Here is a 6,794-nt window from a genome sequence, read left to right on the forward strand (position 1 = left end):
GGTCAGCCTGCATCCGTTCGATGTCGCTTTGCAGCATCAGCACCTGAATCTTCGCCAGTATGGTGCTGAACATATCCGACACGGGCAGCCACAGATAGACCTGTATGTAGCGGCATATCCATTGCGTGAGCGTGCTTTGGAAGCCGTCCCATACCGATATGGCGAAGGCTATCGGACCGAGTATCGCCAGCACCACGAGGAAGAACGTGCGAATAGTGTCTATCACGAGGGCGGCGGCTTGGAACATCAGTTCCAGTATCTCGCGGAAGAAGTCGCGGATGCCCTTTTTCATGTTGTACATCCCGCGCTCGATGTACATCCCCGCCATCGTCACCATGTCGCCGGGCGACCAGCCCAGTTCCTCCAGCTGTTTGTCAAACTCCTCGTTCGACACAAGGTAGGCGGTTTCAGGGTTGCGCATCATCGCCTCGTATTCCAGCTTGTCCTTCTGCTCACGGTATCGGTTCATGTCCAGCGTTTCCGCCTCCAGCATCTTTGCCGTACCCTGTACGACGGGCGACATGATGCTGTTTATCGTACCCAGTACCACCGTCGGAAAGAACATGATGCACAACCTATCGCAAAGGGGCGGAGCATGGGGAACACGTCTATCGGTTCGGCTCTCGCCAGCGACTGCCAGACACGGTAGGCGACGTAGAACAGCGCACCCACCCGGCGATGCCTTTCGCCACGCCCGCCATGTCCCCACATAGCGGCATCATCTGCTCGTAGAGCGAGCGCAGAATCTGGTGAAGGTTGTCGAAATTCATAGGCTACCAGTATCTTTCGTTCATGTTCCCGTACAGCCCCATGATGCGGTCGAGGTCGTTCTTCTTCTTCGCACGCAGGTAGCTCACGCTGATGTTCTTGTTGGTGTAGTAGCTCACGAGGTTGCGGTAACGCTTCATCTTGGAGTAGCAGCGTTCCACCACGTCCATGCGTTCCTTGTCTGTCATGGAGAGCGTGGTGATGTTCACCACGTTTTTCAGTTCCGTCAGCACGTCGTTGGATTCCTCCAACAATTTGGTGTAGCCGAAGGCGATGGCTCCCAGTTCCTCCACCGTGAAGTTGTCGTCACGCATCATCCTCTGGAAGCTGGTCACATAGGTGTCGGTGATGTCACCCACCATCAGGATGGTCTGCTGCACCTTCCGGGCATCCTTTACCAGATTGTTCACGGATTTGAGTGCGTCGTAATACTTCTTGCCCTGCTCGTAAATCTTCACAGTTTCTTGAAAATTTTTTATCATATTCTGGGCGGTCGTGGAAGTGTGTACCACGTTCTTGAAGTGTTCACGATGCTCTGCGCGATGTTGGACGGGTCTATCACCGTCCACTGTGCGCTTGCCCTGCCCACTGCAAGAAGGCAGAGGCAGATAATCATTGTCATTCTTGTTCTCATGTTACTTTGGATTTTAGTGGTTCGTTGATATTATTGTTCGCTTATCGGATGTTCCGGCTGCGGCTTCACCCTGATATAGTCCCCGTTGGGCGAGAAGGTCAGGATGTCCGTCGCCTCGTTGTAGGATACGTCGATACGGAAGCCGGTGTTCATGAACAGGTTGCCGTTCTCCTCCTGCAAGAGATAGGTTTCCGGCTTCAGTTTGCGGCGCAGCCCGCTCCGCTTGAACACCGTCACCTTGTAGGCTTCGCCCTCCTTGTAGATAAGCACGTCAAGCTTCCCCTCCACGCTCTCCCAATTCCCGCAAAGCAGGTCGCGGCGGTTGTCCGCTACATCGCAGGATTGCAGCACCATGACCGCCAGCCCGATTAAACACTTGCTGACTTGCAGCATTTTCGTTCTTGATATACTCATACGCATTTTCTTTTTTAGTTGATGAATCTGTTTTTACTTATTCCTTCGTCTTTCGGCAAGCTGCCGGATGGCGGCTTCGATGTCGCCGCCCAGCTGCTCCGCCAGACGGTAAACCTCCACCTTCTCCGTTTCTTCAGTGGTGTACGCCAGATACTCTTCAGCACTAACTTCGGTGGCATAGACCGCCGACTGCGTGCCGCCCAGTCCGATCCAGACTTCCTTGTAGAGCCTTGACGGGTTGTTCGCCATGTTGATGGAGAGTATCTGCGACTTCTCCTTTTCCGTCAGACCCAACAGGGACTGTATGGCATCAAACTTGTTCATGTACTTCCGCTGGTCGAGAAGTATCTTGCAGTCGGAGTTATTGATGATGCTTTCCTTGACGACGGGCGAGGAAATGATGTCGTCCACCTCCTGCGTCACTACGATTGCCTCCCCGTAATACTTGCGCACGGTCTTGTACATATAGCGCAGGTACTCAGCCATGTTCGCCGAAGAGAGAGCCTTCCAAGCCTCTTCCACTATCAGCTGTTTGCGCACGCCTTTCAGACGGCGCATCTTGTTGATGAAGGCTTCCATGATGATGATGGTCACGACCGGGAAAAGCTCGCGATTTCCTTAATACTGTCAATCTCGAAGACGATGAACCGCTTGCCGAGCAGGTCGATGTTCTCCGTGGAGTTGAGCAGGAAGTCGTAGCGTCCGCCCCGGTAATACTGCCGCATGGTGGTGAGCATATTGTCGATGTTGAAGTCGGACTTCTCCACCTTTATCTCACGTTCCGCCAACTCCCTTCGGTAATCGTCGCGCATATACTCGTAGAAGGTGTTGAACGAGGGACGATGCTCCGGTCAGCCCTGATACGCTCGATATAGGCGTTCACCGCACTGCCCAGTTCGCCGCTTTCCGTCTTCGTCACTTTGTCGTCCTCCGACTTCCAGAGCGTCAGCAGCACGTCTTGATGCTGTCCTTTTTCTCCACGTCGAACACGTAATCATCGGTGTAGAACGGGTTGAACGAAATCGGTTTTCCTCCGTGTAGGTGAAGTACACGCCGTCCGCCCCGTTTGTCTTGCGCCGGATCATCTCGCACAAGCCCTGATAGGAGTTTCCCGTGTCCACCAGTACCACGTGCGTACCCTGCTCGTAGTATTGCCTCACGAGGTGGTTCATGAAAAACGACTTGCCGCTGCCCGAAGGACCCAACACGAACTTGTTGCGGTTGGTCGTGATGCCCCGCTTCATCGGCAGGTCGCTGATGTCGAGGTGCAACGGTTTTCCCGTAAGCCTGTCCACCATCTTGATGCCGAAGGGCGAGAGCGAGTTTCGGTAGTTGGTTTCCTCCGTGAAGAGGCACACCGCCTGCTCGATGAAGGTGTAGAAACTCTCTTCCGCGGAAAGTCCGCCGCGTTGCCGGGCATCGCCGCCCAGTAGAGCGTCGGGCAGTCGATGGTGTTGTGGCGGCAGTACGCACTCCATGCTCGCCAGCTGGCTGCCCACATCGTTCTTGATATGTTTCAGTTTCCTCCGCATCGTCACTCCACGCCATGACGTTGAAGTGCGCCCGTACCGAGGTCAGCCCGTAGGAATGGGCTTCGTTCAGGTACTGGTCTATCCACTCGCGGTTGATGCGACGATGCGGAGGAACTGAAACATATCAAGAACGATGTGGGCAGCCAGCTGGCGAGCATGGAGTGCGTACTGCGCCACAACACCATCGACTGCCCGACGCTCTACTGGGCGGCGATGCCCGGCAACGCGGCGGACTTTCCTGCGGAAGAGAGTTTCTACACCTTCATCGAGCAGGCGGTGTGCCTCTTCACGGAGGAAACCAACTACCGAAACTCGCTCTCGCCCTTGGCATCAAGATGGTGGACAGGCTTACGGGAAAACCGTTGCACCTCGACATCAGCGACCTGCCGATGAAGCGGGGCATCACGACCAACCGCAACAAGTTCGTGTTGGGTCCTTCGGGCAGCGGCAAGTCGTTTTTCATGAACCACCTCGTGAGGCAATACTACGAGCAGGGTACGCACGTGGTACTGGTGGACACGGAAACTCTTATCAGGGCTTGTGCGAGATGATCCGGCGCAAGACAAACGGGGCGGACGGCGTGTACTTCACCTACACGGAGGAAAAACCGATTTCGTTCAACCCGTTCTACACCGATGATTACGTGTTCGACGTGGAGAAAAGGACAGCATCAAGACGCTGCTGCTGACGCTCTGGAAGTCGGAGGACGACAAAGTGACGAAGACGGAAGCGGCGAACTGGGCAGTGCGGTGAACGCCTATATCGAGCGTATCAGGGCTGACCGGAGCATCGTCCCCCTCGTTCAACACCTTCTACGAGTATATGCGCGACGATTACCGAAGGAGTTGGCGGAACGTGAGATAAAGGTGGAGAAGTCCGACTTCAATATCGACAATATGCTCACCACCATGCGGCAGTATTACCGGGGCGGACGCTATGACTTCCTGCTCAACTCCACGGAGAACATCGACCTGCTCGGCAAGCGGTTCATCGTCTTCGAGATTGACAGTATTAAGGAAAATCGCGAGCTTTTCCCGGTCGTGACCATCATCATCATGGAAGCCTTCATCAACAAGATGCGCCGTCTGAAAGGCGTGCGCAAACAGCTGATAGTGGAAGAGGCTTGGAAGGCTCTCTCTTCGGCGAACATGGCTGAGTACCTGCGCTATATGTACAAGACCGTGCGCAAGTATTACGGGGAGGCAATCGTAGTGACGCAGGAGGTGGACGACATCATTTCCTCGCCCGTCGTCAAGGAAAGCATCATCAATAACTCCGACTGCAAGATACTTCTCGACCAGCGGAAGTACATGAACAAGTTTGATGCCATACAGTCCCTGTTGGGTCTGACGGAAAAGGAGAAGTCGCAGATACTCTCCATCAACATGGCGAACAACCCGTCAAGGCTCTACAAGGAAGTCTGGATCGGACTGGGCGGCACGCAGTCGGCGGTCTATGCCACCGAAGTTAGTGCTGAAGAGTATCTGGCGTACACCACTGAAGAAACGGAGAGGTGGAGGTTTACCGTCTGGCGGAGCAGCTGGGCGGCGACATCGAAGCCGCCATCCGGCAGCTTGCCGAAAGACGAAGAATAAGTAAAAACAGATTCATCAACTAAAAAAGAAATGCGTATGAGTATATCAAGAACGAAAATGCTGCAAGTCAGCAAGTGTTTAATCGGGCTGGCGGTCATGGTGCTGCAATCCTGCGATGTAGCGGACAACCGCCGCGACCTGCTTTGCGGGAATTGGGAGAGCGTGGAGGGGAAGCTTGACGTGCTTATCTACAAGGAGGGCGAAGCCTACAAGGTGACGGTGTTCAAGCGGAGCGGGCTGCGCCGCAAACTGAAGCCGGAAACCTATCTCTTGCAGGAGGAGAACGGCAACCTGTTCATGAACACCGGCTTCCGTATCGACGTATCCTACAACGAGGCGACGGACATCCTGACCTTCTCGCCCAACGGGGACTATATCAGGGTGAAGCCGCAGCCGAACATCCGATAAGCGAACAATAATATCAACGAACCACTAAAATCCAAAGTAACATGAGAACAAGAATGACAATGATTATCTGCCTCTGCCTTCTTGCAGTGGGCAGGGCAAGCGCACAGTGGACGGTGATAGACCCGTCCAACATCGCGCAGAGCATCGTGAACACTTCCAAGAACGTGGTACACACTTCCACGACCGCCCAGAATATGATAAAAAATTTTCAAGAAACTGTGAAGATTTACGAGCAGGGCAAGAAGTATTACGACGCACTCAAATCCGTGAACAATCTGGTAAAGGATGCCCGGAAGGTGCAGCAGACCATCCTGATGGTGGGTGACATCACCGACACCTATGTGACCAGCTTCCAGAGGATGATGCGTGACGACAACTTCACGGTGGAGGAACTGGGAGCCATCGCCTTCGGCTACACCAAATTGTTGGAGAATCCAACGACGTGCTGACGGAACTGAAAAACGTGGTGAACATCACCACGCTCTCCATGACAGACAAGGAACGCATGGACGTGGTGGAACGCTGCTACTCCAAGATGAAGCGTTACCGCAACCTCGTGAGCTACTACACCAACAAGAACATCAGCGTGAGCTACCTGCGTGCGAAGAAGAAGAACGACCTCGACCGCATCATGGGGCTGTACGGGAACATGAACGAAAGATACTGGTAGCCTATGAATTTCGACAACCTTCACCAGATTCTGCGCTCGCTCTACGAGCAGATGATGCCGCTATGTGGGGACATGGCGGGCGTGGCGAAAGGCATCGCCGGGTTGGGTGCGCTGTTCTACGTCGCCTACCGTGTCTGGCAGTCGCTGGCGAGAGCCGAACCGATAGACGTGTTCCCCATGCTCCGCCCCTTTGCGATAGGTTTGTGCATCATGTTCTTTCCGACGGTGGTACTGGGTACGATAAACAGCATCATGTCGCCCGTCGTACAGGGTACGGCAAAGATGCTGGAGGCGGAAACGCTGGACATGAACCGATACCGTGAGCAGAAGGACAAGCTGGAATACGAGGCGATGATGCGCAACCCTGAAACCGCCTACCTTGTGTCGAACGAGGAGTTTGACAAACAGCTGGAGGAACTGGGCTGGTCGCCCGGCGACATGGTGACGATGGCGGGGATGTACATCGAGCGCGGGATGTACAACATGAAAAAGGGCATCCGCGACTTCTTCCGCGAGATACTGGAACTGATGTTCCAAGCCGCCGCCCTCGTGATAGACACTATTTCGCACGTTCTTCCTCGTGGTGCTGGCGATACTCGGTCCGATAGCCTTCGCCATATCGGTATGGGACGGCTTCCAAAGCACGCTCACGCAATGGATATGCCGCTACATACAGGTCTATCTGTGGCTGCCCGTGTCGGATATGTTCAGCACCATACTGGCGAAGATTCAAGTGCTGATGCTGCAAAGCGACATCGAACGGATGCAGGCTG

General features: G+C 54.4%; 4 protein-coding genes and 7 pseudogenes. 5 read left to right on the forward strand and 6 right to left on the reverse strand.

All coding sequences use genetic code 11. The features are described 5' to 3' along the window. Positions 1-67 precede the first annotated feature (67 nt). The 6 genes and pseudogenes from traJ (EJF25_RS24450) to EJF25_RS26060 form a co-directional block, all read right to left on the reverse strand. Positions 68-770, reverse strand: a pseudogene (traJ, locus tag EJF25_RS24450) (conjugative transposon protein TraJ); the annotation flags it as partial. A gap of 3 nt (positions 771-773) precedes the next feature. Further along, positions 774-1,402, reverse strand: a pseudogene (locus tag EJF25_RS24455) (DUF4141 domain-containing protein). A 30-nt stretch (positions 1,403-1,432) separates the two neighbouring features. Then, positions 1,433-1,816: a DUF3876 domain-containing protein gene (locus tag EJF25_RS24460; protein ID WP_117720349.1), complete on the reverse strand. Its 384-nt coding sequence runs from the start codon at positions 1,814-1,816 to the stop codon at positions 1,433-1,435. A 33-nt stretch (positions 1,817-1,849) separates the two neighbouring features. Continuing rightward, on the reverse strand, positions 1,850-2,395 hold the full coding sequence (locus EJF25_RS24465; protein WP_262707238.1) for a TraG family conjugative transposon ATPase: 546 nt from the start codon (positions 2,393-2,395) through the stop codon (positions 1,850-1,852). An 11-nt stretch (positions 2,396-2,406) separates the two neighbouring features. Then, a pseudogene (locus tag EJF25_RS26730) lies at positions 2,407-2,771 on the reverse strand (TraG/VirB4 family ATPase). Beyond that, a complete protein-coding gene (locus EJF25_RS26060) occupies positions 2,668-3,348 on the reverse strand; it encodes a TraG family conjugative transposon ATPase (RefSeq protein WP_235016923.1) in 681 nt (226 codons plus the stop codon). Before EJF25_RS26060 ends, EJF25_RS26730 begins: the two are co-directional and overlap by 104 nt. Before the next feature lie 335 nt (positions 3,349-3,683). On the opposite strand from EJF25_RS26060, the pseudogene EJF25_RS26805 reads away from it, so the two are divergent. The 5 genes and pseudogenes from EJF25_RS26805 to traJ (EJF25_RS24490) all read left to right on the forward strand — a co-directional run. Then, positions 3,684-4,036, forward strand: a pseudogene (locus EJF25_RS26805) (TraG/VirB4 family ATPase). Then, complete coding sequence (locus EJF25_RS24475) at positions 3,984-4,943, forward strand: TraG family conjugative transposon ATPase (RefSeq protein ID WP_125043262.1); 960 nt, start codon at positions 3,984-3,986, stop codon at positions 4,941-4,943. Before EJF25_RS26805 ends, EJF25_RS24475 begins: the two are co-directional and overlap by 53 nt. 36 nt (positions 4,944-4,979) lie before the next feature. Further along, positions 4,980-5,362 (forward strand): annotated as a pseudogene (locus EJF25_RS24480) (DUF3876 domain-containing protein). Between the two features lie 30 nt (positions 5,363-5,392). After that, positions 5,393-6,021 (forward strand): annotated as a pseudogene (locus EJF25_RS24485) (DUF4141 domain-containing protein). A gap of 3 nt (positions 6,022-6,024) precedes the next feature. Next, positions 6,025-6,794 (forward strand): annotated as a pseudogene (gene traJ, locus EJF25_RS24490) (conjugative transposon protein TraJ); the annotation flags it as partial.

Origin of the sequence: Bacteroides faecalis (genome assembly GCF_003865075.1) — a bacterium.
Classification (GTDB): Bacteria; Bacteroidota; Bacteroidia; order Bacteroidales; family Bacteroidaceae; genus Bacteroides; species Bacteroides faecalis.

Coding starts and splice junctions, on each gene's coding strand:
- EJF25_RS24460 (WP_117720349.1), bottom strand. CDS start 1,816: ATGAGTATATCAAGAACGAAAATGCTGCAAGTCAGCAAGTGTTTAATC.
- EJF25_RS24465 (WP_262707238.1), bottom strand. CDS start 2,395: ATGGAAGCCTTCATCAACAAGATGCGCCGTCTGAAAGGCGTGCGCAAA.
- EJF25_RS26060 (WP_235016923.1), bottom strand. CDS start 3,348: ATGCGGAGGAAACTGAAACATATCAAGAACGATGTGGGCAGCCAGCTG.
- EJF25_RS24475 (WP_125043262.1), top strand. CDS start 3,984: ATGATTACGTGTTCGACGTGGAGAAAAGGACAGCATCAAGACGCTGCT.